This window comes from Vibrio sp. 2033 (genome assembly GCF_033339735.1).
In genome coordinates, this window is the sequence record NZ_JAWOVC010000501.1 from 1 (window position 1) to 618 (window position 618).

Sequence of the window (618 nt, forward strand, 5' to 3'; positions counted from 1 at the left end):
AAATGGTGCCACTAAGCACGCTAGTCAGCTACGAGCAAGTATTCGAACCTGATGTGGCATGGCGATACAACATGTACCGTAGCGCCATCATTCAAGGCCAGCCTGCTCCGGGTTACTCAAGTGGTGATGCAATTGCAGCGATGGAACGTGTTGCTGCAGAAGTTCTACCACAGGGCTATACCTACGAATGGACGGGCATGGCGTACCAAGAAGTGCTTGCTGGTAACCAAGCCATTTACGCATTTGCGTTGGCGTTGATCTTCATTTACTTGTTCATGGTGGCGCAGTACGAAAGTTGGAGTATTCCTCTGGCGATCATTTTGGTGGTACCTGTTGCAACGCTAGGCTCTTTCCTCGCGCTGAACTTAACGGGCACACCATTAAACTTGTACGCTCAGATTGGTCTCGTTCTCCTTATAGCCTTGGCTGCGAAGAACGCCATTTTGATTGTGGAGTTCGCGAAGCAAGAGCGTGAAGAGAAAGACGTTGCCATCGATGACGCAGCCGTAAAAGGCGGTACGCTACGTTTCCGTGCGGTGAACATGACATCTTGGTCGTTTATCTTGGGGATTTTCCCGTTGATCTTCGCCGCTGGCGCGGGTCATGTGAGCCAAAACT

1 protein-coding gene is annotated in these 618 nt (G+C 50.8%); it reads left to right on the forward strand.

The genetic code is table 11. The annotated features are described in order from the left end of the window. The coding region (locus tag R7P74_RS27450) for an efflux RND transporter permease subunit (protein WP_318123836.1) at positions 1-618 on the forward strand (618 nt) is incomplete at both ends.